Here is a 22,293-nt window from a genome sequence, read left to right as displayed (position 1 = left end):
GGCATCGGGCCGCACCCCGGGCCCGGGGCAGCGCAAGCAGCTGCATCACCGGACCCGATGGCTGGATATCAGGCGGATCAGTTCGCCGCTTTGATCTCGCTCACGGTCTTGGCATAGGCGCGCTGCGCCTCGCCCACGTCCATCAGCAGCTCGTAGCCAAGCAGGTCCTCGGCGCTCATGCCCATGTTCGGGTATTGCTCGATCAGCGCGGGGTCGAGACCCTCCATCGCGGCCTCGTTCGGCACCTTGTAGAGGATGTTCTCGGCCGCCCAGCGGTGATTGCCGGCATCCAGCATCCAGTTCACGAAGGCATAGGCCGCCTCCTTGTGCTCGGAAGCCTTGAGGATCAGCATCTCGTCCACCCAGAGGTCAGAGCCTTCTTTCGGCACGACGTACTTGATGTCCGCATTCTCGGCGATGCCGTAGTTGCACCAGCCGTCCCAGGCCTGCACCAGCTCTGCCTCGCCGGACACCAGCTTGGCGTAGAAGGTGGTGTCGTCATAGGCCAGCAAGGTCTTCTTGGCGGCGATCAGGTCTTCCTTGACCTTGGCCAGCTCGGCCTCGTCCGTGGTGTTGACCGAATAGCCCTCGGCCAGCTGGGCCGCGGCCAGCAGCCAGCGGTCGGTGGCCAGCATCGTGGTCTTGCCCGCGACCGCCTCGGCAGGGGTCAGCAGATCCCACCAGCTGTCGGGCGCCTCGGCCAGCAGGTCCGAGCGATAGCACAGCCCCGTGGTGCCCCAGGCATAGGGGACCGAGAAGGTGTTGCCCGGATCATGCGGCAGCTGCGTCGCCGCCTCGTAGAGGTTGGCTATATTGGGCAGCTTGGCATGGTCCAGCTCTTCGGCCAGCCCCATCTTGTGCAGGATCTCCGCGAAGGGCGAGGAGACGAAGACCACGTCATAGCCCGCGCCCTTGGAGGCGATCAGCTTGCCCATGATCTCTTCGTTGGTGCCGTGCAGGACCAGCTCGGCGCTGTTGCCGGTCGCTTCGTTGAAGCTGTCGACGGCATCGGGCGCCATGTAGCCGTCCCAGTTCGAGATCACGAGGTCCTCGGCCGCGGCAGCGCCGGCAAGGCCAAGCGTCGCGCAGAGCGCGGCGAGGGACGGGATCAGGGTCGACGGATCAGATTTCATATCTTCCTCCGGTATGGACTGTTGGACCCCCGGCTTCAGGCCGGGGCATATCAGGTGCGGTTCTTGATGACCGCTGATATTGACAGTATTGTTGAGTTGAAAAGTACGTCAAACTGTATTCGCTGTTCTTTTACGTGCCGTCGGATCACGGCAAGCACGGACAGACCCGACAGGAGGGATGGTGCCAGAGTCACGCCGCAATGCCCGTCAGAACCACCTTGCCCTCGCCATGCGGATCCTCGCCCTCGTGCGGGAACGCAATATGAGCCCCGGGGATCACCTGCCGGAGCAAAGCTTCTCCGAAGCCTGCGGCGTGTCGCGAACGCCTATTCGCTCAGCCTTCAAACTTCTGGAAGAGAAGGGAATTCTCAGCTGGCGCGAGGAAGAGGGCTTCTTCCTCGAACTGGGGCGCGACGACGGGCTGGACGAGGCGGCACAGGAGCTGGAGTCGCTCGAAGACAGCCTCGCCCACCGCATCCTTACGGACAGGGCCGCCCGGCGGATCGACGACCTGCAATCGGTCAGCGCCCTTGCCCGAAGATACAGCACATCGCGCACGTCGGTACTAAATGCGCTAAAAATACTATCTCGCGACGGGATCGTGACCCAGATGCCCGGCCGGTCCTGGGCCTTTCAGCCGATCCTCGACACGCCGAATGCGGCGGATGAGAGCCTGCAATTCCGGCTCCAGCTGGAGCCGCAGGCGATCCTCACGCCCGGGTTTCGCCTCGATGCCCAGAAATCGGGCCTTCTGCGCGGCCAGATGCAGGACGCTTTGCAAAGTGCCGCAGGCAGCATCGGCAACGCGGGGTTCCTGCGGCTCGACGTGGAGTTCCACATGCTGGTCGCCGAGGGCTCGGCCAACCGCTTCGTGCGCGGTGCGCTGATGGCGCACCAGCGGCTGCGGAAAGCCACCCAGAAGGACTTCTCGATCCCCGACTTCCGCCTGCGCCAGTCGCTGGAGGAACATCTGGACATTCTCGACGCGCTGGAACAGATGCAGTTCGACGTGGCCGCCGACCTGATGACGCTGCACCTGCGGCGCTCACGCCGGCGTCGCCCCGAGGCCGCCAATCGCGGTATCCCACCGCTGATGAGAGGCCCGCGATGACGTCCCGCCCCGCCCCCGTGATCGCCTTCTTCCCCGAGGCGAGCTTCGGCGCCGCGCTCAATTGCGTCGGCATCGCGCAGGAGGTGCGCCGCATGGGCGGCGCGCCGGTCTTCCTCTGCCACCCCGGCTTCAACGGGGTCTTTGCCAACTACGGCTTCCGGGAATACCACCTGCCAGAGCCGCCGCGCTCCAGCGCCGACAAGGCGCAGGACGACTGGCAGGCCTTCATCAACACCCATCTGCCGCACTTCGACCTCGACCCGGCGGCGCAGCTGCCGACCTATGTCGCCCCCACGTGGGAGGCGATCGTCGATACCGCCATGGGCGCAGAAGCAGGCCTCTGCGCCCTGCTCGACCAGATCCGCCCCGATGCGGTGGTGCTCGACAACGTGATCCAGTTCCCGGCCATCGCGCGGGCGGGGGTGCCGTGGATTCGCGTCGTCTCCTGCGCCGAGACGGAGCTGCCGGACGCCAACGTGCCGCCCTACCTTTCGGGCCTCGCCCCCGACGCTGCAAAGAGATCCGCCTTCGAGGCGGCCTCCCTCGCCGCCACGGCCCCGGCGCACCAGCGCTACAACGCCTTCCGCAAGGCGCGCGGCCTCGCCCCGCTGGCCGAGGGGCTCTTCCTCGAGCCCTCGCCGCACATGAACCTGCTGCTGTCGCCCGCTGCCGTGCGCTATGACCGCGCCCTGCCCTTGCCACCTGACAGGTTCCGATACCTCGAAGGCTGCGTGCGCGAGGAGACCCAGTTCGACATGCCAGAGCTGCCGGGCGCGGGCGGGCCGCTGGTCTACCTCTCCTTCGGCAGCCTCGGCGCCATCGACACCGCGCTGATCCGCCGGATGATCGCCGCCTTCGACGGGCTGCCCGCGCAGTTCCTCGTGAACGTGGGCGGCTTTCTCGAGGGCTATGACCGGGTGCCGGACAATGTCTACCTCGCCAGCTGGTTCCCGCAGCCCTCGGTGGTGGCGCAATCGGCGCTCTTCATCCACCACGGCGGCAACAACTCCTTCTGCGAGGCGCTCTACCACGGGGTGCCCTCGCTGGTGATGCCCTATTGCTGGGATGGCCACGACAATGCGCAGCGGGCCGAGGCCACGGGCACGGGGCGCTGGATACACCGCTCCGACTGGACGGCAGAGGCGCTGCGCGACGCGGTGATGGGCCTGCTCGGGGATACGGAGATGGCCGGGCGGCTCGCCGGGATATCCGCCGACATGAAGGCGCAGCCCGGCACGCGCGCGGCGGCAGAGGCGATCCTCGCGCAGGTGGCCGAGGTCACCCCCGCCGTTCCGCGCTAGGCGGCACGAAAAAGCCCGGCCAGAGCGGCCGGGCTTTCCTCGTCTTCCAAGAACCGATCAGGACTTCTTCATCGCGTCCAGCAGGGCGGCCCCCAGACCGCCGACGCTGTCCTGCTTCTTGGGCCCCGAGGACATGGGACCGCGCGGGCCGGGCTTGCCGCCCTTGCCGCGCGCATCCTTCTGGCCGCGTTCCGCGGGCTGCGCGCCGCCGTCCTTGCGCATGGTCAGGCCGATCCGCTTGCGCGGCACATCCACCTCGACCACGCGGACCTTCACCACGTCGCCGGCCTTCACCACCTCATGCGGGTCCTTCACGAAGCGATCCGCCAGCTGGCTGACATGAACGAGCCCGTCCTGATGCACGCCGATATCGACGAAGGCCCCGAAGGCCGCCACGTTGGTCACCGTGCCTTCCAGCGACATGCCGGGGCGCAGGTCGGTGATCTCGTTCACACCCTCGGCAAAGGTCGCGGTCTTGAATTCGGGGCGCGGGTCGCGGCCGGGCTTCTCAAGCTCCGCGAGGATGTCACGCACCGTGGGCAGGCCGACGCCGTCGGCCACGAAATCCTCGGCCGAGAGGCGCTTGAGCGGCGCGGGATCGGCCATCAGCGCGCGCAGGTCGCGCCCACAGGCGGCCACGATCCGGCGCGCCACCTCGTAGCTTTCCGGGTGCACGGCGGAGGCATCCAGCGGTTCCTCGCCATCGGTGATCCGCAGGAAGCCCGCGCATTGCTCGAAGGCCCGCGGGCCGAGGCCCGAAACCTTCAGCAGGTCCTTCCGCTTGCCGAAGGCGCCGTGGATGTCGCGGTAGGTCACGATCCCCTCGGCCAGCGAGGGGCCGATGCCCGCCACCCGCGCCAGCAGGGGCGCCGAGGCGGTGTTGAGGTCCACGCCGACCGCGTTCACCGCGTCCTCGACCACCGCGTCCAGCGACCGGCCAAGGCGGTACTGGTCCACGTCGTGCTGATATTGGCCGACGCCGATGCTCTTGGGTTCGATCTTCACCAGTTCCGCCAGCGGATCCTGCAACCGCCGCGCGATGGAGACCGCGCCACGCAAGGAAACGTCGAGGCCGGGGAACTCCTGCGCCGCGAGGGCCGAGGCCGAGTAGACCGAGGCGCCCGCCTCGCTCACCACCACCTTGGTGGGCTTCTCGCCCGGCGCGTGGGCCAGCAGGTCGGTAACCAGCTTTTCCGTCTCGCGGCTAGCGGTGCCGTTGCCGATGGCAATCAGCTTGACCCCGTGGGTGCCGATCAGCTTGGCCAGCGTGGTCATCGACCCGCGCGTGTCGTTCTTGGGCTGGAAGGGATAGATCGTGGCCGTTTCCAGCAGCTTGCCGGTGTGATCGACCACGGCGCATTTCACGCCCGTCCGGATGCCAGGGTCGAGGCCCAGCGTCGCCTTGGCGCCGGCAGGCGCGGCCAGCAGCAGGTCCTTGAGGTTGCGGGCAAAGACGTCGATCGCATCCGCCTCGGCGCGGCTGCGCAGCTCGCCCAGCAAGTCGAGCGTGAGCGAGAGCCGCAGCTTCACCCGCCAGCCCCAGCCCGCGGTCTTGCGCAGCCAGAGGTCGCCCGGCTGGTCGCCCTTGGCCTCCAGCGCGGCGGCGCAGATCGCCTCGGCCTGCAGGCCGTCATCCTCGGGGCCGCAGTCCAGATCGACGGTCAGCACGCCCTCGTTCCGGCCCCGGAAGATCGCCAGCGCCCGGTGGCTGGGCATGTCCTGCCAGCCCTCGGCATGGTCGAAGTAGTCGGAGAACTTGGCGCCCTCCTGTTCCTTGCCCTCGACCAGCTTGGCGGTGATCCGGCCATTGCGGCGCAGGTGATCGCGCAGGCGGCCCAGCAGGTCGGCGTTTTCCGACAGCTCCTCGGCGAGGATGTCGCGCGCGCCGTCCAGCGCCGCCTTGGTATCGGCCACGGCCTCGGTGATATAACCCTCCGCCAGTTTCACCGGATCGGCGCGGCGGTCGTCCTGAATCGCGCGGGCCAGCGGCTCCAGCCCGTTTTCCCGGGCGATCATCGCCTTGGTGCGGCGCTTCTTCTTGTAGGGAAGATAGATGTCTTCCAGCGTCGCCTTGGTCTCGGCGCCGAGGATATCGGCCTTGAGGTCGTCCGTCAGCTTGCCCTGTTCGTCCACGCTCTTCAGCACGGCGGCGCGGCGGTCTTCCAGCTCGCGCAGGTAGGTCAGCCGCTCTTCCAGCGTCCGCAACTGGGTGTCGTCCAGACCGCCGGTGACCTCTTTCCGGTAGCGCGCGATGAAGGGCACCGTGGCGCCCCCGTCGAGCAGCGTCACCGCCGAGCGGACCTGATCCGGCGTGGCCTGGATATCGCGGGCGATGAGGGCGGGAATACGGGCGACGGGGTCGGAGGGAATCGGCATGTCTCTCTCTGCTCAGGCACGTTGGGGCCACCGGGATAGCCTGCCCCGGCCCCTGCGCCAAGCGCTCTTCTGGCCCCGCGCGGGCCCTTGCCGGTGCCGGACAGCGGGACTTCGGCATGCAACGGCATGCCGAGCCATGCACCTTCATCATAGCAAATCTGCAAAACCCTGTTTCTGAGCGCATGGCTCTCGACAGCCCCGCGGCGGCACGCGACAGATATCGCAATAGCGAAAGGCGATACGTCGCCTCGCCACGACCGGAGGAGACCGCCATGCTGGCCGACCAACGTATCAAGAACGAGACCCTGCGCGCCAAACTGATGAGCGCCGAGGACGCCGCCGCCCTGATCGCCAATGGCGACACCATCGGCATGAGCGGCTTCACCGGATCGGGCTACCCCAAGGCCGTGCCACAGGCGCTGGCCGCGCGGATCGAGGGCGAACACGCCAAGGGCAATCCTTTCAAGGTCCGCATCTGGACCGGCGCCTCGACCGGGCCGGAACTGGACGGTGCGCTCGCCAAGGCCGACGGGATCGAGTTCCGCCTGCCCTACAACTCGGACCCGATCGCCCGCGAGAAGATCAACAACGGCGAGATGAATTACTTCGACATGCACCTGAGCCAGGTCGCGCCGATGGCGTGGCAGGGGTTCCTCGGGCCGCTCGACGTGGCCGTGGTCGAGATCTCGGGCATCACCGCCGGGGGTGACCTGATCCCTTCCTCCTCCATCGGGAACAACAAGACCTGGCTCGACACGGCCGAGAAGATCATCCTCGAGGTGAACGAGTGGCAGTCCGAGATGCTGGACGGGATGCATGACATCTACTACGGCACCGCCCTGCCCCCGCACCGCAAGCCGATCCCGCTGGTGAACCCGGATGACCGCATCGGGCAGCAGCATTTCCGCGTCGATCCCTCCAAGGTGGTGGCCGTGGTCCAGACCTCGACGCCGGACCGCAACCTGCCCTTCGCCAAGCCCGACGCCGTGGCCAATGCCATCGCGGGCCACCTGCTCGACTTCTTTGCGCACGAGGTTGCCCGTGGCCGCCTGCCGCAGAACCTGCTGCCGCTGCAATCGGGTGTGGGCAACGTGACCAACGCCGTGCTCACGGGGCTGATGGAGGCGCCTTACGAGGACATGACCTCCTTCACCGAGGTGGTGCAGGACGGGATGCTCGACCTGCTGGAGGCGGGCAAGCTGCGCATGGCCTCGGCCACAGCCTTCTCGCTCTCGCCCGATGCGGCAGAGCATTTCAACACCAACGCGGCCTTCTTCCGCGACAAGCTGGTGCTGCGCCCGCAGGAGATCTCGAACCACCCGGAACTGGTGCGCCGCCTCGGCTGCATCGCCATGAACGGGCTGATCGAGGCCGACATCTACGGCAACGTGAACTCCACCTGCGTCATGGGCTCGCGAATCCAGAACGGCATCGGCGGTTCGGGCGATTTCGCGCGCAACGCCTATGTCTCGATCTTCATGACGCCCTCGACAGCCAAGGGCGGCGCGATCTCGGCCATCGTGCCGCAGGCCAGCCACGTCGACCACATCGCGCAGGACGTGCAGGTGATCGTGACGGAACAGGGCCTTGCGGACCTGCGCGGCCTCTCGCCCAAGCAGCGCGCCGAGGTGATCATCGAGAACTGCGCCCATCCCGACTACCGCCCGATGCTGCGCGACCACTACAAGCGCGCGCTCGTGGGGTCCTACGGGAAACACGCGCCCTCGCTGCCCGGCCAGTCGCTGAGTTGGCACCAGCGGTTCATCGACACCGGCGACATGCGCGGCTGACGCGCGCCCGGGGCCGCAGGCCACAGACAGGAAAGGCCCCGGCAGTCACCTGCCGGGGCCTTTTTCGTACCGTTACAGCCGCCGGTCAGGCGGCCTGCGCCTCTGCCAGCAGCCGATCCATGTAGGCCGGGCCGCGGGCGACGATCCCCGTGGGGTTCAGCGCCTTGATCGAGTAATAGCCCTGCCGGACGTGGTCGAGGCTGACCGTCTCCGCGACGCCGGGGGTATTCAGCATCCGCACCATGTGGCCGTGCAGCCCGGCGTAATCCGCCAGCCGCTTTACGTTGCACTTGAAGATGCCGTTGTAGGCGGCGTCGAAGCGGATCGAGGTCACGAAGACCCGGATGTCGGCCTCGGTCAGACGGTCGCCCAGCAGGAAGGGCCGCCCATCGGAGAGCAGCGCCTCCAGCCGATCCATCTCGGTGAAGAGCCCGTCGAGCGCCTCTTCATAGGCCCCTTGGGTCGAGGCGAAGCCCGCCTTGTAGACCCCGTTGTTATAGAGGTCGTAGGTCCGCGCGTTCAGGGCGTCGATCTCCCCCGCCAGATCGGCGGGATAGAGGCGATGCGCCGAGGGCACGAGCCCCTCGAAGGCGGTGTCGAACATGCGCAGGATGTCGGCGCTTTCGTTGTTCACCATGGTCCCGGTCTTCATGTCCCAGAGCACCGGCACCGTGGCGCGCCCGGTGTAATGCGGATCGGCGTGGGTATAGACCTCGTGGATGTAGCTCGCGCCAAGCTCGGGGTCCGCGTCGGCCCCGGGATAGCCGCCGAAGGCCCAGCCCTGATCGCTGAGCACCGGGTTCACCACGGTGACCGGGATCACGCTGTCGAGGCCCTTGAGCTTGCGCGCGATCAGCGTCCGCGAGGCCCAGGGGCAGATCAGCGCGACATAGAGCCGGTAGCGCCCGGCCTCGGCCTTGAAGCCTGCCGCGCCGGTCGGGCCGGCGCTGCCGTCGGGGGTGATCCAGTTGCGGAAGCTCGACACCTGGCGCACGAAGCGGCCCTTGTCGTCCGCCTTCTGCACCGGCTGCCAGTCTGCGGTCCATTTTCCATCGACGAGCATCTCAGCCCTCCTTCTTCTCGGTCAGGGTGAAGGTCAGGCCCCAGGGATCGGTGATCCCGGCCTCTGCCTTGGCACCCGCACGGGTGCGGATGCCCGCGATCTCGGACGGCGTGCCGAGGATCTCGACACCGCTGAGCCCGGCCATGCCCTCGGTCCGCGTCTTCGCGCCGCGGCTGTTCCAGATATTCGTGGCGAGGTGGTGGTGATAGCCGCCCGACCCATAGAAGAGCGCCCCCGGATAGTGGCTGGACACCGGGAAGCCCAGTGTGCCCGCATAGAAGCTTTCTGCCTCGGCGAGGGTGCCGGTCTGGAGGTGGACGTGGCCCACCACGGTGCCTTGGGGCGCGCCGCTCCAGCGTTTGCGGGCGGAGGAGGCGAGGCTTTGCACGTCGAGCGGATCGGTGGACATCTCCACCTCGCCGCCGTTCAGGATCCACTGGCTGCGGGGCCGGTCGATGTAGATTTCGACACCGTTGCCTTCCGGATCGCCAAGGTAGATCGCCTCGGAGACGAGGTGGTCGGCGGTGCCCTGCACGGGGAAGCGCTTCTCGACCACGTATTGCACCCATGCGCCGAGGTCAGCGCGCTGCGGCAGCAGGAAGGCGGTATGGAAGAGACCGGCTTCGCGCGGGGAATTCGGCTTGGCGGCCTTGTCCTGGCGCAGGTCCAGCAGGACGGCATCGCCCACGCCATAGAGGGCCTGTTCGCCGTCGCCGGAGAGCCGTTCCAGCCCCAGCACGTCGGCGTAGAAGCGGCCGACCTTCTTCAGGTCGCGCACGGTCAGCGTCACGCGGCCAATTTCGAGCGGTGCGGATGCGGTGGACATCTCGGGTCTCCTTCAAAAACGGCGGGTGCCGGGGAGGTTCCCGGACACCCTGTCATATTCTGTCCCGTCCAGCGGGACCTGTCTTGCGCTCAGGCGGTGGGCAGCGTCGGTTTGAGCGCCTTTGCCCCGTCGCCGATCAGCGCGATGGCCAGTTGCACAAGGCCCCACATCACCGGGTATTCCCAGCCGCCGTTCTCGTTCGCCCAGCCGAAGCCGTTGGACAGGTGGGCGGTGACGGCCGCGCCGAAGAGCACGAAGGCCAGCACGAAGGAGACGGCGCGGGCGTAGAGGCCAAGGATCAGGGCCACGCCGCCGGCGATCTCGATGATCATGGTGACGATCCCCAGCCAGCCCGGCAGGCCCAGCGACTGGAAGAAGCCCATGGTGCCAGCAGGGGTGAAGACCAGCAGCTTGGTCAGTCCGTGGACGAGGAACAGCACACCGGTGGTGATGCGCAGGAGGAGGATGCCGTAGGGGGCGAGTTTGGTGTCGATCATGGGTCTCTCCTTGGGACGGCCGCGGCGCGGCCCGGTCCGGATCAGGGTGGTATCGGTTGGTCGCCCGGGGCGGTTCCGGCCCTGGCCGGGCCCCGTGCTGTTGAGGGCAATATGCGCCTTGATGTTTCCCAACAAAATGGAGAATGTATGGAATAACTTCCCACGAAATGTTCCGAATAAGATGGACATCAGCGATCAGGTCAGGGCCTTCGTGGCCACAGTGCAAACCGGCTCCTTCACCGGCGCGGCAGAGCGGATGGGCATTTCCAACCGCCTGACGTCGAAATACGTGGCAGAGTTGGAGCAGAGGCTGGGCGTCCGCCTGCTCCAGCGCACCACACGCAAGGTGGGCCTGACCCCCGCGGGCGAACAGCTGATGGCGCGCGCCCCGGCGTGGCTGGACGAGATGGAGGAGATGCTGGGCGCCGTCTCGGAGGAGACGCGGGGCTTCTCGGGCACGCTTCGAATCTCGGCCCCCGTCACCTTCGGAGAGGTCTTCGTGACCGACCTGCTGCGGCAGTTCTCGGCCCCGCATCCGGAACTGAACGTGGACCTGCGGCTCTCCGACGCCTATGTCGACCTCGCCGCCGCGGGCATCGACCTTGCCTTCCGGGTCGGTACGCCGACGACAAGCTCCGTCGTCGCCCGCAAGCTGGGCGAGATCCGCTCGGTCATGGCCGCGGCGCCCGCCTACCTCGACCGGCACGGCACGCCTGCCCACCCGGAGGACCTGCGGACCCATGCCTGCATCGTCGATACCAACCGGCGCACCGGCACCCATTGGGCGCTGCACCGCCGGAACCGGCCCGAGGAAACCGCCTCGGTTGACGTGGTGGGGCGCTTCATGGTCAACAGTGCACGGATCGCACGGGACCTCGCCGTAGCGGGCGAAGGCATCGTCTTCGCGCCGGAATTCATCCTCCGCGAGGACCTGAAAGAGGGGCGGCTCGTGCCCCTGCTGCGCGACTACGATGCGCCGACCTCGCCGCTGAGTGTCGTCTACCTCGAAGGGGCCCGGCTGCCCCGCAAGGTACGCGCCCTGATCGACTTTTCGGTAGGCCACGCGAAGGCGAAACTTTGACGCAGGGCGAAGTCCCTCACCGCGCGCAGAAAAATCGCGGCAAGGCGCTTTTTTGGGGGAACCGGATTACCCCTGCCCGCGTTAGGCGGGGAGTGGCCACCGAAAGAGCCAACGACAGCTGGAGCGTATGATTTGTCCATCCCCCGCCGGCGCGCCTTGATTCGTGAGGCCGCCAACCTGCGCGACGCGCTGCGTCTGCACACGGCAGAGGTTCATGAAACCCTCGACGCGCGCCTTTCGGCGCTCGATCTCGGCACCGCCGACGGACGCCATTGCTTCTCCCGCATCCAGCTCCGCGGCTACCTGCGCCTTGCCGCCTCCTGTCAGGGCGAAGCGGCAGAAGCGACCGATCAGCTCCGCCTCGTGATCGCCGCGCTCCGCGAAGACCTTGGCCAAGACGCCTGCACCGACGACCTGCCGTCGCTCTGCCCCGCCCTGTGCCCCGACGCCGTCGCCTATGTCACGCTCGGCTCCCAGCTCGGCCTTGCCATGCTGCGCCGCTCGGTGCCCGACGATGATCGCGCCGGACTTTTCGCGCTCACCCCCGATACCGCCGCATGGCGAAGCTTCTGCGAACGTATGCGCCTTGCGGCGCCCACCGGTCCCGTTGCCGACAGCATCCTTGACGATGCCATCGGCGCTTTCCTCATTTTCGACGAAGCCACGCGTGTCGAACTGTCCCACAGCCACGAAAAGATCCAGCGACCCCTTCCATGACGGACCCCTTTATTTCGACCGACACGCCCGTCGACCTGACCAACTGCGACCGTGAACCGATCCACATCCTCGGCAACGTGCAGAGTTTCGGCGCCCTCGTAGCCATTTCCGCGGACTGGATCATCCAGCATGTCTCGGCCAATGCCGAGGCCGTGCTGGGCCTGAAGCCCGACGCCATCATCGGCCTGCCGCTGAGCGACTTCCTGCCCCGCACCACGGTCGCCCGCCTGCGCGAGAAGCTGAGCGCCGCCTCGCACGAGAACTCCATCGGCCGGATCTTCGGCTTCGATGTTTTCGAGAACGGCAACTATTACGACGTCAGCGCGCACCAGTCGGGGCTGAGCTTCATCTTCGAGTTCGAGGCCAAGTCGCGCGGCAATGACCACGACGAACTGGCCATGGTCACGCCGATGCTGAAGCGGATTTCCTCGAAGCCTGACCTGATCAGCGGGGCCGAGGCCGCCGCCGAACAATTGCGCGAGCTGACCGGCTTTGACCGGGTGATGGTCTACCAGTTCGGCCCCGAGGGTGACGGCACCGTCATCGCCGAAGCCAAGGACATGCAGGACACCGAGAGCTATCTGGGCCTGCACTTCCCGGCCTCGGATATCCCCCGTCAGGCACGCGAGCTCTACAAGCGCAGCCTGCTGCGCCTGATCTCGGACGTGGATGACGAGGTCGCCCCGATCGTTCCCGCTGTCAGCCCTGAAGGCAGGCCGCTGGACCTGTCGCTGGCCGTGACCCGCGCCGTCTCGCCGGTGCATCTGGAATACCTGCGCAATATGAATGTGCGCGCCTCGATGTCGGTCTCCATCGTCATCCGGGGCGAGCTTTGGGGCCTTATGGCCTGCCATCACCGCGCGCCACTCTACATCGATTACGAGCGCCGCACCGCGATCGAGCTTCTGGCGCAATTCTTTGCCTACGAGGTCGAGCGTCAGGAAGGCCGTGCCGCCTCCGAGACCTCGGGCCATGCCCAGAAGCTGCACGACCGGCTGATGATGCGCATGTCCTCGGGCGAGAACCTCGGCGCGGCCTTCCCGGCCATCGCCCGCGAGATCGGCAAGGTGATCCCCCACACCGGCATCGCGCTCTATACCGACGGCACCTACATCGGCGAAGGCGACATCCCCGAGAAGGAGGATTTCGAGGTCATCGCGAGGTTCCTCAACACCTCGGCCGCCTCGCGGGTCTATGCCACGGACAACCTTGTGGCGCGCCTGCCCTCCATGGCGCATGTGGTGGACCGCTGCGCCGGCATCCTCGCCATTCCCGTGTCCCGCCGTCCGCGGGATTACATCGTGCTGTTCCGGACCGAGGTCGCGCAGCAGGTGAAATGGGCCGGCAATCCGCACAAGCCGGTCGAGGTCGGCGCCCTCGGGACGCGGCTGACCCCGCGCAAGAGCTTCGAGCTCTGGCAGGAGGACGTGCGCAACCGCTCCGAGCAATGGTCCCCCGCATCGCTAAGGGCCGCCGAGGCGATCCGCATCACGCTGCTGGAGGTCGTCCTGAAGCTGGCGGACGAGGTCAACGCGGAACGCAAGCGCGCGCAGGATCAGCAGGAGCTTCTGATCGCCGAGCTGAACCACCGGGTGCGCAACGTGCTGGGCCTGATCCGGTCGCTGGTGGCGCAGTCCCGCAAGACCGCCACCTCGCTGCAGGAATTCACCGCCGCCGTGGACGGGCGCGTCCATGCGCTTGCGCAGGCGCATGACCAGCTGACCAATACCGAGTTCCGCCCGGTGGCCTTCCGCAACCTCCTGCGGGTGGAGCTGGAGGCCTATATCACCGGCGAGGAAGAGCGCGTCGAGGTCACCGGCCCGACGATCCTGCTTGCGCCCGAGGCCTATGCCACGATGGCGCTCGTCTTCCACGAGTTGGTCACCAACTCGGTCAAATACGGGGCCCTCTCGGTTCCGACGGGCCGCGTTGCGGTCGATATCGAACAGGGGGGTGACGGGCTCTGGAAACTGCGCTGGTCCGAAAGCGGCGGCCCCGCCGTCCAGACGCCGGAGCGTCGCGGTTTCGGGACGACGATCATCGAGAAGTCCATCCCCTTCGAGCTGAACGGCGAGGCCCGGACCGACTTTGCCGTCACCGGCCTGCGGGCGGAATTCTTGATCCCCGAACGCTACATCACCGCCGAGGCCCGCAAGATCGAGATCGGCGGCAGCGAAGAGCGCGCCGATGGGCCCGAGGAAACCCCCGAACGGCTGAGCGGCGTCGCCCTCGTGGTCGAGGACAACATGATCATCGCGATGGATGCGGCCGATATCCTGTCTGACCTCGGCGCCGATCGTGTGCTGACGGCCTCGACCGTGAACGAGGCGCTGCGGGTCATCGAGGCGAACACGCTCACCCTCGGGGTTCTGGACGTGCATCTGGGATCGGAAACCAGCCTCAACGTGGCGCGCAAGCTGGCGGAACGGGGCATCCCCTTCATCCTCGCCAGCGGCTATGGCAGCAACTCGGACTCGCTCGGCCAGTATCCGACGGCCCCGGTCATCAACAAGCCCTTCACGGTCGAGACCCTGTCCCGCGCCGTGGTCCGGCTTCAGGCAGGCGCCAAGGGCTGACACGCCGCGCGCCGCCCCTGTGGCGGCCGCCGCGGGCCGCGCCTGCCCCCTGCGGGAGCACGTCAGCGCCTCGAAACCGGGGGCCGATGTGACCCCGGCGGCTGCGCCCTAGGCGTCGGCCGCGACGCGGACACCGCTGTTGGAGGTCGAATTCTCAGCAGCGCCGGAGGTGCGGGAATGAACGTGGTAACGATCGCAATAGCTCTCGTGGCACAGGAATGACCCGCCGCGCTGGACGCGCGTGTCCCCCTGCGCGGGGCCTGCCGGATCGCTGACCGGGCGGCCTGCGGGATCGCCCGGCAAGGGGCCGAAGCGGTCCGCGACCCATTCCCACACATTGCCCGTCATGCAGAACAACCCATAGCCGTTGGGCGCGTAGGCCGTTGCAGGCGCCGTGCCGACATGCCCGTCCTCGGCGGTGTTCTGACCCGGGAACGCCCCCTGCCAAGTGTTCATGGCATGGCCGGTTTCAGGGACGAGGCGATTGCCCCATGGGAACTTCATCCGCGCCAGCCCGCCGCGCGCGGCCCGCTCCCACTCCGCCTCGCGGGGCAGGCGCAGCCCGGCCCAGGTGGCGTAGGCCAGCCCGTCGTACCACGCGAGATGCACCGCCGGGTGATCGGCGCGGCCCTGCCAGTCGCTGCCCGGCCCCTCGGGGGTCCGCCAGCAGGCCCCCTCCACCTGCCGCCACCAAGGCAGGCCCGGCGGGTGGATGGCATGACGCTCCGGCTCCGTCAGCAGCAGGTGGAAGACAAAGCTCCACCCCTCGCATTCGGCCACGGTGCGATAGCCGGTCTCGTCGGCAAAACGCGCGAACTGCGCATTGGTGACGGCGGTCGGGGCCATCAGGAAGGGCGAGACGCGGATCTTGCGGCGCGGGCTGTCGAGGTCCTGCGCGAAACGCGACTGGCGCGCGCCCATCTCGAACAGACCGCCGGGGACCGGGCGCAGTTCGGCCCGCAGCGCGCTGCGCGTCGCCTCCGCGGCCCGTGGCACCGCGCAGGCGGCCGCGAGGAACCGATCCGTCGCCGTGTCGCATGCGGGGCGATCCCCGGCACAGCAGGTCTTGGGTGATACCTCAGCCGCCATAAACACGGTCCTCCGGCGGGACATCGGCAAGCACATCGAGGAACGCCGCCTTCACGGCCTTCTCGAGCGGTGACAGCGCCCTGTCGGCCGCGCTGATCAGGAACACTTCGGTGGTGGCGGTCTGGTCATAGGGCGGCAGGCGCCAGAGCATGCCATCGGCACAATCGCGCGCGGCAATATGGACGGGCATCGGCCCGATCCCGACACCCGCGATGATCATGCGCCGGATCTCCTCGAGATTGCGCGACCGCCCGGCCACCTCGGGCCTCAGCCCGGCCCGGAACCGCAGGCCCGCGACCTCGAGGAAGGCCTTGTCGGTGCGATCCGTCAGCAACCCGACCGAAACCTCGTCATGCAGGTCGGCAAGCGTCAGCCCGGTGCGTCCGAACAGGCGATGTCGCGGCCCGCAGTAAAGTGCGTAGTGCTGGCGGTAGAACGGGATGCAGTCGAGCATCGGATCACGGTCGGAGACCAGCCCCACGGCCAGCGCCGCCTGTCGCGCCGCGACCTGCTCGATGGCAACGCGGCTGGACACCACGTCGAGGAACAAGCTGGCCTCCGGGTGGCGGGCGGAAAAGAGGGCGATCGCCTCGTCGAAAAGGTCGCTGACGACGTGGCTGGCAAGGGCGATCCGCGCCTCGCCGCGGATCACGCCCTCGGCGGCATCGAGGCGGACCTGCAACCGCTCCACCGCGCCGAGGATCTCCAGCGCCTCGGCCAGCAGGGCCCGGCCTGCTTCGGTCAGGTCAAAGCTTTGCGGGCTGCGATCGATCAGCCGCCGCCCGACCTGTTCCTCCAGCCGCCGCAGACTCACCGAGACGGTGGGCTGCGTCAGGTTCAGCCGGTCGGCCGCCGCCGTGATCGAGCTGGACTGCGCAATGGTCACGAAGCTGCGCAGCAGGTTCCAGTCGAGATGTCGCGAGACCTTGCGCTCTTCCGCCATGGGTCGGCCCTGTTCCTTGTGCCGGGCCGGCGCCATCGCCCGCCCGGCTGTCGGGGACCAAGCATTCGCGCCCGGGGAAGCCGTGTCAAGCAGAGCCGCCCCCCACGACTGCGGGCGTCGCACCGGTCGGGCCGATGCCATAGGCGACTTCGCGCCCGCCGTGACGCTCCACCAGTGCCGCCTGATCGGCCTTGGCCTGCCGGTCGACCGCCTCGGGGTCGCAGATGCGGCGCAGCTCTGCCTCCATCTCGGCCAGCTGGGCGGCGAAGGCCGCATCGGGGGCGAGGTTCCTGGCCTCGTCAGGGTCCGCGTCCAGATCGAACAGTTCGGGCGGGTAGCCGACGTAGTAGTGGTATTTCCACTTGCCCTTGCGGATCATGTAACCGCCGGACTCGGCCCCGACCGCGTGATACTCCGAGAAGGCCACACGGTCCGGCTGCGGCGGCCCGTCGATGATGTCAAAGAGCGAGGTCCCGGGCAGGCTGTCGTCGCTGAGGCCGAACTGCTGCAGGAAGGTCGGCGCAAGGTCGATCAGCGAGACCGGCGTTGCGCAGACGCCCGGCGTCTCGCCCGGGCGGGCCACGATCAGCGGCACCTCCGTCGCCTCGCGGTAGAGATGCGACTTGCCCCAGCGGCCCCGCTTGCCGAGGTCCTCGCCATGGTCCGAGCTGTAGATCACCGTCGTGGTCTCTGCGAGGCCGGTCTCCTCCAGCACGTCGAGCAGCTGTCCGATCTGGTCATCGAGGAAGCTGCACAGCCCGAAATAGGCCGAGATCGCGCGCCGCCGCAGCGCATCGTCCTCGCCGAACTCGCCGTCGGTGTCGAAGAACCGCTCCATCGTTTCGACCCAAGGGTGCCGCTCATAGCCATCGCGCGGCATCAGATCGGGCAGCGGGAGATCGTCCTCCGGGTACATGTCCATGTACTTCTGCGGGACCACCAGCGGGAAATGCGGCGCGACGTAGCCGGTTTGCAGGAAGAAGGGGCGCCCACTGGCGGCAAGCTCGCGCAGGCGCGCCGTCGCGGCGTGGGTCACGGCCTCGTCGAAGGTGTTGTAGGAGGACTGGCCCGGCCCGATGTAGTCGAAGAGAACGACATCCTCGCGCCGCGGCGGCATCGGATCGCGGACCGATCCCCAGAGCATCCCGATGCCGTCCTTGACGTGCATCGACACGTCCTGACGGGTGAACCCCGTCTCATCGCTCACGTTGCGAAAGTGAAGCTTGCCGATCGACTCCACCGCCATCCCCGTGGCGGCGAGATCATGCGCCCAGCCGGTGGGGGTGCCGGTGTAGGGCATCGCGTTGTCCCAGCACCCGGTGTCATGCACAGCCCGCCCGGTCTGGACCGAGGCCCGCGCCGGCACGCAGATCGGGCACGGCGTATAGGCCGAGGTCATCCGTTGCCCCCGCGCGGCGAGCCGGTCGAGGTTGGGCGTCTTCACGTAGGGGTGCCCCGCGCAGGACAGCGCGGTGGACTGGTGCTGATCGGAAAAGATGAAGAGAAGGTTCTGGGACATCGGCTCGCCGGACTGGGAAAGGGGATGGCCCCAGACTGCGCCGCGGCGGTCCGGCGGGTCCAATCGCGATGCTCTATGTCGGCCATTGGGATTATCAATCCTGCCGGTCGTCCGCGGCCGGCGCGCCGCACCGCCGGTGCTTGCGAGAGACCTGCCGTATCGGCCCGAAAGACGGGGTGCGACTCGGTCGGCGAAATGGGGGATGGGGGGGCTGGCTGCAGGCCCTGATCTGGCAGTGGCGACCCCTGAAGGTGTGCTGATACTCAAGTCTTATCAGACGCTTGGGGACGAAAGCCCCAAGAATTGGCACCCATACATATCAAAGGGGTATGTCAAGTATTCCAACTTAGGTCGCCACTCCTAGAGCACTACCGCACCCTCTGCACCGCCGCCGTCAGATCATCTGTCGCGCGGCGCCTGATCTCCTCCAGTCCCGCCTCGAGCGTCTCCGCATCGCCATGCGATGCCGGATGCGTCCAGACGGCCCAGAGCCAGTGAGGATCGCCGGGCTGGTGGCGAGGCAGGAAGCTGACACGACCCACGGTGTAACCAGCGCGCAGGACGGTCCAGTCGTCCAGGGCCGCGCCGCCGCTGATCACCGTTGGGATTCGCGTCCAAGCCATGCAGCTGACATAGCGGCGCGAGATGAGGGCGCAAGACCTCCTTGAGCATCAAGTTTCTTGCTTCATGCTGCTCAAGGCTCCTTACACCGCTGCTCGATAAGAGCCTCCCCTTCGGCTGTAACGTATCGCCCCATTCGTTTCGCAGCCTGCCAAAATAGCTCTTTCTCGCAGTCCAGTTCATTTGACATCGCCGCTCTTCCCTGTGCCGACTGAAGACGAAGGGCATTCCGAGCGAAATATCCATGCATGAGGCGATTGCGAGCCCTAACAGCTTCTGAAAACTGAAGAGAATCTTGCTTTGGAAAATCAAACCCATCTCTGAAAGTTCGATAGAGCTGCCCCATGGTCTTGCGGCTCAAAGCACTTTCCGCAGCCAATATCTCTTCGGGAGAAACCGATAGTATCCGATCTATGTTCTGACGATGCCCTCGCATCTCCAAAGCCAGGAGCACGAAACGCTCAAACGTTTGAGTGGCCAATGCACCAGCCCCAAAGTACGCGTAGACACTGTCATCATCATGCACCGCAATAGCGAACACCCTCCTTTGTGGGGTTACTCCCAAAAGTCCGGCGGGAGCAGAAAGGCCTTCAACCGGCCGCCACACAACGGACATCCGCGCTCTACAATTCCCTCAGAAGCCCGCAGAGCCTCGTGGCCCACCTCACGATCACTCGCGTATTCGATGTGGCCGCAGGCCGGGGTCTGACACTTGATCTCATACTTACCCATCCCACGCTCGTTTTCCGGACGCCGGACCATGCCGTCCGGCCGAAATCGACGGGTCTTGAGCCTGAAAGGCTGGAGGCCGATGGCCCCGTGCATCCGGTCAGGTATCTGTGCTTCAACCCGGCCGGCATGACAGGCGCGTGACCGGCCCTCGCTGGTTGCCGATTTCGCCCTGAGCGGACAATCCGCCGTCGCGCAATTCAGGCAACCTTCCGCCACCCACCCGTCCCATCCCATCAAAAGTGGCATTTTTGCGCGGCAGTGGATTGACATTGCACTGCCGAAGCGCGGAGGTGAAGTGAGGCACTCGGTCCAACGATGCACCGCTCAGCCGTCCATCTCTTTGATGAACCTCCAGACTAACGGAGCACCAAAACATGAACACAGCCGCGAAAAATCCCTACGAGGATCTCCCGAAGTCCGCCTTTTGGAGGAGTGGAGTTGCCGATGTCAGCCCCTTCTCGATCAGCGAACTCTGGTCCCCCAAGCACAAGCTGAGCAAGAAAAAGAAGATCGTCACCGCAGGCTCTTGCTTTGCCCAGCATATCGGCCGCGCCCTGGCGAAGAACGGCTATTCCTGGTTCGATGCCGAGCCGGCGCCTCAAATGTTCGATCCGGCCATCTCCAAGGAGTTCAACTACGGGGTCTTCTCGTTCCGGACCGGCAACATCTACACTGCGACAGCGCTAAAGCAGTGGGTGTACTGGGCGCTCGGCAAGGAAGAGCAACCGACCGAGGCCTGGGAAAAGGACGGTCGCTTTTATGACCCGTTCCGCCCTGCGATCGAGCCCGGCGGCTTCAGCAGTGCCGAGGAGATGCTTGAATCGCGTGCAGCGACACTTGCGGCCATTCGCCGGGCCATCACCGAAGGTGACCGCTTCGTCTTCACGCTCGGCCTGACCGAGGGCTGGGTGAACACCAAGCAGAAGTACACCTATGCGATGTGCCCCGGCACGCTTGCCGGGACCTTCGACCCGGCCGCACATGCGTTCAAGAACTTTTCCTTCTCTGAGATCAAGTCCGACCTGATCGCTGCGCTGCGTGCCATCCGTGAGGAGAACCCGCAGATGAGCTTCCTGCTGACGGTGTCGCCTGTCCCGCTGACGGCGACAGCCTCTGGGGATCACGTTCTCACCGCCACGACCTATTCGAAGTCCGTCCTGCGGGCGGTCGCCGGCGAAGTGAAAGAAAAGTTCGCCTACGTCGATTACTTCCCCTCTTACGAGATCATCACCTCGCCTGTTTTCCGCGGGATGTTCTATGAACCGAACATGCGGTCCGTCCACCCTGACGGCGTGAGCTTCGTGATGCGCTCGTTCTTCGAGGGACTGGGCGCAACCGACAGTGACGGTGGCAGCGACAGCGAAACGCCCAAGGCAAAGGCAAGAGCCGGGAAGCGGAAGAAAGCCGCCCGGACCCCTGCCCCTGCGTCCGAAGCGGATGACGGCGAGAACGACGTCGTTTGCGAGGAAATGATGCTCGAGACTTTCGGGAACAAATAAAGTGAAGATCTGTATTTCCGGCCGCAGCCACATGGTGGCCCTCAAGAATGCCATTGAAGAAGGAAAATTCGACACTGCCGGGGACGAGTATGTGTTCATTGGCGCGTCGGGCAAAGCATACAAGAACGACACCTATGTCGAAGACGGCATCCTGCGAGCGCGTGGCGCCGCAAACAAGATGTTTCTGCAGACCTCGAACGGTCAATATGACCGTCTGGACCCGCAAGACTTCGATGTAGTTGTGCTCTACGGCACGCCCGTCCACGTGCAAGCGCTGTTCGCGTCGATTCTGCGGGCAGGCAATGCCGAAAGCGAGTTCTCCTCGGCCTACCTCCGGCGCGCGACGCAGAAATGGTTCGAAGCCCAGCCCACGCTGGCGACGATCCGGGCGATGCGCGCGCGCAGTGACACGCCGATCGTCTTCAAGTTCGAACCCTTCTTCTCGGAGAAGTACGCCGAACGCATGCCCGAGGGCAGACAGGTGAGCTCGAAAACACGGGACATCGTCTTTGCCGCCCTTCGCGAGAGCGTGGAAGAGGCTGGGGCCACCTGTGTCTTCCAACCCGAAAGCACGATCGCCAATGTGATCTATTCGCCCCATGAGCTCTCTATCGGGTCCCGCCCCATGGCCGGGGAAGGCTCCGAGCAGCATGACGACGATGACGTCACGCACCTGAACAGCTCCTACGGCGCAATCGCGCTCAAGGAACTTCGCGGGACCATCCAAAAGCTCGTGGCCTGATCTTCCGGGCCGCATCGGCGATGCTGGTGCGGCCCGGTCAACGGCGCGGTCCATGCCGCCCGTGGTTCGACCGAACGGGCGACAGCCCCTCTCCCAGGCGGCCATGCCGATCGCTATCCGATCAGTCCCGAGGTCCGTGGCTTCGCGCATCACGCTCTTCTCTTCGCCGTGTTCCGCCGCCAACCCGACTGACCTGCTCCCCGTAGTGTCCGCGTTTTTTAGTTCGCTCTGTTCAGGATTTGGTCCTCTATTGACCGTTGGTGATGCTCCCACGGGGTAAGCCCGTCGAGGCTCGTGTGGGGGCGGTGATGGTTGTAGTCGTTGCGCCAGTCAGCGATCAACTCTCTGGCGTGGCGCAGATTGGCGAACAGATGCTCGTTCAGGCACTCGTCGCGCAGGCGGCCATTGAAGCTTTCAACGAAGCCGTTCTGCATGGGTTTTCCTGGCGCGATGTAATGCCATTCGACCTTGCGGTCCTCCTGCCATTTCAGGATGGCATTCGATGTCAGCTCCGTTCCGTTGTCACTGACCACCATACATGGATAGCCGCGCACCCGAGCGATGCTGTCGAGCTCACGGCTGACACGTTGCCCTGACAGCGAAGTGTCCACGACCGCGGCCAGGCATTCCCGGCTGAAGTCGTCGATGACGCACAGCACCCGGAACCGGCGCCCGTC

Annotated in this window: 18 protein-coding genes; 8 read left to right on the top strand and 10 right to left on the bottom strand. The window is 66.3% G+C overall.

The window, feature by feature from the left end; genetic code table 11:
- Positions 1 to 77 precede the first annotated feature (77 nt).
- Positions 78 to 1,133: a spermidine/putrescine ABC transporter substrate-binding protein gene (locus LCM32_RS18350; RefSeq protein WP_224822547.1), complete on the bottom strand. Its 1,056-nt coding sequence runs from the start codon at positions 1,131 to 1,133 to the stop codon at positions 78 to 80.
- Positions 1,134 to 1,314: 181 nt separating this feature from the next.
- Between LCM32_RS18350 and LCM32_RS18345 the strand changes: the two genes are divergently transcribed.
- A complete protein-coding gene (locus tag LCM32_RS18345; RefSeq protein WP_224822546.1) occupies positions 1,315 to 2,244 on the top strand; it encodes a GntR family transcriptional regulator in 930 nt (309 codons plus the stop codon).
- On the top strand, positions 2,241 to 3,545 hold the full coding sequence (locus LCM32_RS18340) for a nucleotide disphospho-sugar-binding domain-containing protein (RefSeq protein ID WP_224822545.1): 1,305 nt from the start codon (positions 2,241 to 2,243) through the stop codon (positions 3,543 to 3,545). The genes LCM32_RS18345 and LCM32_RS18340 overlap by 4 nt, the downstream gene beginning before the upstream one ends.
- A 57-nt stretch (positions 3,546 to 3,602) precedes the next feature.
- Here the strand turns inward: LCM32_RS18340 and LCM32_RS18335 are convergent, their stop codons facing one another.
- Positions 3,603 to 5,921, bottom strand: a complete 2,319-nt coding sequence (locus LCM32_RS18335) for a Tex family protein (protein ID WP_224822544.1) — start codon at positions 5,919 to 5,921, stop codon at positions 3,603 to 3,605.
- Between the two features lie 272 nt (positions 5,922 to 6,193).
- Between LCM32_RS18335 and LCM32_RS18330 the strand changes: the two genes are divergently transcribed.
- Positions 6,194 to 7,711 carry an acetyl-CoA hydrolase/transferase family protein gene (locus tag LCM32_RS18330; protein WP_224822543.1) on the top strand — a complete coding sequence of 506 codons (1,518 nt, stop codon included), beginning with the start codon at positions 6,194 to 6,196 and terminating at the stop codon, positions 7,709 to 7,711.
- Between the two features lie 85 nt (positions 7,712 to 7,796).
- Here LCM32_RS18330 and LCM32_RS18325 read toward each other — a convergent pair whose 3' ends face one another.
- From LCM32_RS18325 to LCM32_RS18315, 3 genes are all read right to left on the bottom strand, one after another.
- Positions 7,797 to 8,774: a glutathione S-transferase family protein gene (locus LCM32_RS18325; protein ID WP_224822542.1), complete on the bottom strand. Its 978-nt coding sequence runs from the start codon at positions 8,772 to 8,774 to the stop codon at positions 7,797 to 7,799.
- A gap of 1 nt (position 8,775) precedes the next feature.
- On the bottom strand, positions 8,776 to 9,600 hold the full coding sequence (locus LCM32_RS18320; protein WP_224822541.1) for a VOC family protein: 825 nt from the start codon (positions 9,598 to 9,600) through the stop codon (positions 8,776 to 8,778).
- An 89-nt stretch (positions 9,601 to 9,689) separates the two neighbouring features.
- Positions 9,690 to 10,097 (bottom strand): DoxX family protein, encoded by a 408-nt coding sequence (locus tag LCM32_RS18315; protein WP_224822540.1) that lies wholly within the window; start codon positions 10,095 to 10,097, stop codon positions 9,690 to 9,692.
- A 181-nt stretch (positions 10,098 to 10,278) separates the two neighbouring features.
- On the opposite strand from LCM32_RS18315, the gene LCM32_RS18310 reads away from it, so the two are divergent.
- The 3 genes from LCM32_RS18310 (at position 10,279) to LCM32_RS18300 (ending at position 14,471) form a co-directional block, all read left to right on the top strand.
- Positions 10,279 to 11,178: a LysR family transcriptional regulator gene (locus LCM32_RS18310; RefSeq protein WP_224822539.1), complete on the top strand. Its 900-nt coding sequence runs from the start codon at positions 10,279 to 10,281 to the stop codon at positions 11,176 to 11,178.
- A 132-nt stretch (positions 11,179 to 11,310) separates the two neighbouring features.
- Positions 11,311 to 11,895, top strand: a complete 585-nt coding sequence (locus tag LCM32_RS18305) for a hypothetical protein (RefSeq protein WP_224822538.1) — start codon at positions 11,311 to 11,313, stop codon at positions 11,893 to 11,895.
- Positions 11,892 to 14,471, top strand: a complete 2,580-nt coding sequence (locus tag LCM32_RS18300; protein ID WP_224822537.1) for an HWE histidine kinase domain-containing protein — start codon at positions 11,892 to 11,894, stop codon at positions 14,469 to 14,471. The genes LCM32_RS18305 and LCM32_RS18300 overlap by 4 nt, the downstream gene beginning before the upstream one ends.
- A gap of 108 nt (positions 14,472 to 14,579) precedes the next feature.
- Here the strand turns inward: LCM32_RS18300 and LCM32_RS18295 are convergent, their stop codons facing one another.
- From LCM32_RS18295 to LCM32_RS18280, 4 genes are all read right to left on the bottom strand, one after another.
- Positions 14,580 to 15,560 (bottom strand): formylglycine-generating enzyme family protein, encoded by a 981-nt coding sequence (locus LCM32_RS18295; RefSeq protein WP_224822536.1) that lies wholly within the window; start codon positions 15,558 to 15,560, stop codon positions 14,580 to 14,582.
- Positions 15,550 to 16,503, bottom strand: a complete 954-nt coding sequence (locus tag LCM32_RS18290; protein WP_224822535.1) for a LysR family transcriptional regulator — start codon at positions 16,501 to 16,503, stop codon at positions 15,550 to 15,552. Before LCM32_RS18290 ends, LCM32_RS18295 begins: the two co-directional genes overlap by 11 nt.
- A gap of 85 nt (positions 16,504 to 16,588) precedes the next feature.
- Positions 16,589 to 18,022: a sulfatase-like hydrolase/transferase gene (locus LCM32_RS18285; protein ID WP_224822534.1), complete on the bottom strand. Its 1,434-nt coding sequence runs from the start codon at positions 18,020 to 18,022 to the stop codon at positions 16,589 to 16,591.
- Positions 18,023 to 18,716: 694 nt separating this feature from the next.
- Complete coding sequence (locus LCM32_RS18280; protein WP_224822533.1) at positions 18,717 to 19,259, bottom strand: hypothetical protein; 543 nt, start codon at positions 19,257 to 19,259, stop codon at positions 18,717 to 18,719.
- A gap of 490 nt (positions 19,260 to 19,749) precedes the next feature.
- Here LCM32_RS18280 and LCM32_RS18275 point away from each other — a divergent pair, with 490 nt between their 5' ends.
- The gene (locus LCM32_RS18275) at positions 19,750 to 20,874 is read left to right on the top strand and encodes a GSCFA domain-containing protein (protein WP_224822532.1); all 1,125 of its coding nucleotides are present in this window, start codon (positions 19,750 to 19,752) and stop codon (positions 20,872 to 20,874) included.
- Between the two features lies 1 nt (position 20,875).
- The gene (locus tag LCM32_RS18270) at positions 20,876 to 21,616 is read left to right on the top strand and encodes a hypothetical protein (RefSeq protein WP_224822531.1); all 741 of its coding nucleotides are present in this window, start codon (positions 20,876 to 20,878) and stop codon (positions 21,614 to 21,616) included.
- A gap of 218 nt (positions 21,617 to 21,834) precedes the next feature.
- Here the strand turns inward: LCM32_RS18270 and LCM32_RS18265 are convergent.
- A partial coding sequence (locus tag LCM32_RS18265; protein ID WP_224822530.1) for an integrase core domain-containing protein occupies positions 21,835 to 22,293 on the bottom strand: 459 nt, incomplete at its 5' end.

It is taken from the genome of Pseudooceanicola nanhaiensis (assembly GCF_020171315.1).
In the GTDB taxonomy this organism is placed as follows: domain Bacteria; phylum Pseudomonadota; class Alphaproteobacteria; order Rhodobacterales; family Rhodobacteraceae; genus Pseudooceanicola; species Pseudooceanicola nanhaiensis_A.
This window is presented reverse-complemented; position numbering and strand designations above follow the sequence as displayed.

What these genes read in the sequence shown, in the direction of transcription:
- LCM32_RS18350 (WP_224822547.1), bottom strand. Translation starts at nt 1,133, where the DNA reads ATGAAATCTGATCCGTCGACCCTGATCCCGTCCCTCGCCGCGCTCTGC.
- LCM32_RS18340 (WP_224822545.1), top strand. Translation starts at nt 2,241, where the DNA reads ATGACGTCCCGCCCCGCCCCCGTGATCGCCTTCTTCCCCGAGGCGAGC.
- LCM32_RS18335 (WP_224822544.1), bottom strand. Translation starts at nt 5,921, where the DNA reads ATGCCGATTCCCTCCGACCCCGTCGCCCGTATTCCCGCCCTCATCGCC.
- LCM32_RS18330 (WP_224822543.1), top strand. Translation starts at nt 6,194, where the DNA reads ATGCTGGCCGACCAACGTATCAAGAACGAGACCCTGCGCGCCAAACTG.
- LCM32_RS18325 (WP_224822542.1), bottom strand. Translation starts at nt 8,774, where the DNA reads ATGCTCGTCGATGGAAAATGGACCGCAGACTGGCAGCCGGTGCAGAAG.
- LCM32_RS18320 (WP_224822541.1), bottom strand. Translation starts at nt 9,600, where the DNA reads ATGTCCACCGCATCCGCACCGCTCGAAATTGGCCGCGTGACGCTGACC.
- LCM32_RS18315 (WP_224822540.1), bottom strand. Translation starts at nt 10,097, where the DNA reads ATGATCGACACCAAACTCGCCCCCTACGGCATCCTCCTCCTGCGCATC.
- LCM32_RS18310 (WP_224822539.1), top strand. Translation starts at nt 10,279, where the DNA reads ATGGACATCAGCGATCAGGTCAGGGCCTTCGTGGCCACAGTGCAAACC.
- LCM32_RS18300 (WP_224822537.1), top strand. Translation starts at nt 11,892, where the DNA reads ATGACGGACCCCTTTATTTCGACCGACACGCCCGTCGACCTGACCAAC.
- LCM32_RS18295 (WP_224822536.1), bottom strand. Translation starts at nt 15,560, where the DNA reads ATGGCGGCTGAGGTATCACCCAAGACCTGCTGTGCCGGGGATCGCCCC.
- LCM32_RS18290 (WP_224822535.1), bottom strand. Translation starts at nt 16,503, where the DNA reads ATGGCGGAAGAGCGCAAGGTCTCGCGACATCTCGACTGGAACCTGCTG.
- LCM32_RS18285 (WP_224822534.1), bottom strand. Translation starts at nt 18,022, where the DNA reads ATGTCCCAGAACCTTCTCTTCATCTTTTCCGATCAGCACCAGTCCACC.
- LCM32_RS18280 (WP_224822533.1), bottom strand. Translation starts at nt 19,259, where the DNA reads ATGTCCGTTGTGTGGCGGCCGGTTGAAGGCCTTTCTGCTCCCGCCGGA.
- LCM32_RS18275 (WP_224822532.1), top strand. Translation starts at nt 19,750, where the DNA reads ATGAACACAGCCGCGAAAAATCCCTACGAGGATCTCCCGAAGTCCGCC.